The organism is Actinocrinis sp., from assembly GCF_035605935.1.
Taxonomy (GTDB): domain Bacteria; phylum Actinomycetota; class Actinomycetes; order Streptomycetales; family Catenulisporaceae; genus Actinocrinis.
The window spans coordinates 1-2,829 of record NZ_DATNGK010000084.1 but is presented as its reverse complement, the minus strand read 5'-3'; the positions used below and the strand labels follow the sequence as shown (position 1 = coordinate 2,829).

Here is a 2,829-nt window from a genome sequence, read left to right as displayed (position 1 = left end):
GGTCGAAGAAACCATCGTTCTCGTCGTATGTAATCAGGACGACCGTGTTGCGCCACAGCTTCGGGTCCGACCAGATGGCCTCAAGCATCGTCTGCGTGTACGCGGCGCCGTCTACCGGCCGAGCCGCCGGGTGTTCGCAGTACCCGTATGGCGCAACGACCCAAGAGACTGCCGGAAGCGTGCCGGCCTTGATGTCCGAGATGAAGTCGGCGAGCACGTGCTTTGGGCTTTTCCCCTGGCCGGAGTCCGGCTGCCAGGACTCGAACACGCCTGCGCGCTCGGCGAGTTGGCGGACCTTCGGGTCCGAAGACGCCAGCGCGTCGTGGTACGCCTGGAACAGCCACAGCGGGTTGTCGCCGTAGTCACCGACGAACGGATGCCCCGACGGATCGTCGCCGACCTCGTTGTTCGCGTAAACGCGCCACGAGATCCCGGCCGACTGAAGCCGCTCGGGATAAGTCGTCCAATTCAGTACCGGAAGATAGTCGTCGGGGTTGTCGATGACCGGGCCGCCGGCGACACCGTCCGGGTCGATCGTGCCGGTCCACAGGTACAAGCGATTTGGCGTCGTCGGACCCTGAATCGAGCAGTGGTAAGCGTCGCTGAGGGTGAACGCGTCGGCGAGCGCGCGGTGGAACGGGATGTCGGTCTCGGTGAAGTAGCCCATCGTCATCTGCGACTTCGCGGCGATCCACTGGTCGTACCGGCCGCTGTCGTAGGCCGCGTGCGTGCCAGTCCAGCTGTGGTCCAGGTCGCCGAGATCCTGGCCGTCCACCTTGCGCGTGTCCACATGGAAGGGCAGCAGGTAGCCGCCGTCGGTGCGGGCGGCGGCCGGCTGGTGGAAAACGTCCCGGCCGGAGGGCAGCCGCACGGCCGCACGGTCGCCGAAGCCGCGCACACCGCTCATCGTGCCGTAGTAGTGATCGAAGGACCGGTTCTCCTGCATCAGGATCACGACATGCTCGATCTCGTCGAGCGAACCGCGGCCGGCCGGCTCGGCGAGCGCCTCGGCCATGGCGGGCGAGAGCAGCGGCAGCGCGCCGGCCGCGGCGGCGGTGCCGGCGGCCGTGCCGAGAAAGCGGCGCCGAGATAGTGGAGAAGTGGGCTGCGCTGATGTGACCTGAGGCGACTTGGGGTCGGGCATGAGGGGGGCTCCTGTGAGCTGTGCTGCCGGATGTCCACCGCACACCAAAGCGGCCATTTGTGGCCCAGGGGTGTCGCAGCGGGTAATGCCCGGCGAAGAGCCGCTGACGGTACCTGCAGCACGCTGCAATTCGTTGACAGCAGCAACAGGACGCTTGCAGCCGCTTGCAACAAGATGCGGTATTCTTGCGGCATGTCGCGAAGACTTGCGGAAGTGGCGAAGAAGGCCGGGGTCAGCGAGGCCACGGTCAGCCGGGTCTTGAACGGCAAGCCCGGGGTGGCCGAGGGGACGCGCGCCGCGATTCTCACGGCGCTGGACGTGCTCGGTTACGAGCGGCCGACCCAGCTGCGCGGCGAACGCGCCCGGCTGATCGGCCTGGTGCTCCCGGAGCTGCAGAACCCGATCTTCCCGGCGTTGGCCGAGGTGGTGGGCGGAGCACTCGCGCAGCGCGGCTTCACCCCGGTGCTGTGCACGCGCACCGCCGGCGGACTGTCCGAGGCGGACTACGTCGAGATGCTGCTGGAGCAGCAAGTATCAGGCGTCGTATTCGCCGGCGGCCACTATGCCGAGGCGGACGCTCCGCACCAGCACTACCTGAAGCTGCTGGAGCTGCGGCTGCCGGTCGTTCTGGTGAACGCGGCGGCCGAGCACCTCGACTTCCCGCGAGTCTCCACGGATGACGCTGTGGCGGTGGAGCAGGCGTTCGGCCACCTCGCGGCGCTGGGCCATGAGCGCATCGGCCTGATCCTCGGCCCGGCCGACCACATGCCCTCGCGCCGCAAGCAGGCGGCGTTCGAAGCGGCGGCGGCCGGCAGTGGCCTGGCGTACCAGGCCGACTGGATCGAGCGCGCGATGTTCTCCTTGGAGGGCGGTCAGGCGGCGGCGTCGAGGCTGATCTCGCGCGGCATCACCGGAATCGTGTGCGGCAGCGACCTGATCGCGCTCGGCGCGGTGCGCGCCGCGCGCCGGGCTGGCCGACGGGTGCCGGACCAGCTCTCGGTCGTCGGCTACGACGATTCCTCGCTGATGAGCTGCACCGACCCGCCGCTGAGCACGGTTCGCCAGCCGATCGAGGCGATGGGCCGCGCCGCCGTCGCGATGCTCGTCGGCCAGATCGAGGGCGCTACCGTCACCGCGGACGAGCTGCTGTTCGAACCCGAACTCGTCGTGCGCGGGTCCACCGGTCCGGCTCCCGCCCCGGCGGCCACGTCCGGCGCCACATCGGCCACTGCTCACAGATAGCGTCATATCCAATCCCCATTACCGCTCGTGCTCGTACGCGTGCAAACGGCAGCGAAGCGCAGGGTCGCGGGCTACTCTTGTCACAAGGCCCTGAGGGTGTGGCTCGGGCCGTCAAGGGTGGGGAGGGCCTGGGGTGGCTTGGAACAGGCGCGTCTTCGAGAATCGAACTACCGCGTGGTTGACGATCGCCGCCGCGGTCATCGGGGCCGTCGGCACAATCGTCGCGGCGCTCGTAGGTTCTTCGGCATCAACTCAATCGTCTGTTAACGCGCGGATCACAGTCGTGGCGGGCCAAGGGGAGCGGCCGCCGGACGTGAGCAATTCGAGCCCTGTTTCGTTGACCAGCTCCGGACCGGCCGCCGTACCCACGGCAATCACAGCGACGTCAGTACAGTCGTTATCTGACTCGCCGAATCACTGGATCGCACAGCTCGCTTCGGTGC

2 protein-coding genes are annotated in these 2,829 nt (G+C 68.0%); one reads left to right on the top strand and one right to left on the bottom strand.

Annotated elements, in window-relative coordinates:
- On the bottom strand, positions 1–1,144 hold a 1,144-nt coding region (locus VN779_RS07670; protein ID WP_325721594.1), incomplete at its 3' end, for an alkaline phosphatase family protein.
- A 192-nt stretch (positions 1,145–1,336) separates the two neighbouring features.
- On the opposite strand from VN779_RS07670, the gene VN779_RS07665 reads away from it, so the two are divergent.
- Positions 1,337–2,386, top strand: coding sequence for a LacI family DNA-binding transcriptional regulator (locus VN779_RS07665; protein WP_325721592.1), 1,050 nt, complete (start codon positions 1,337–1,339; stop codon positions 2,384–2,386).
- The last annotated feature ends 443 nt before the right edge of the window (positions 2,387–2,829 follow it).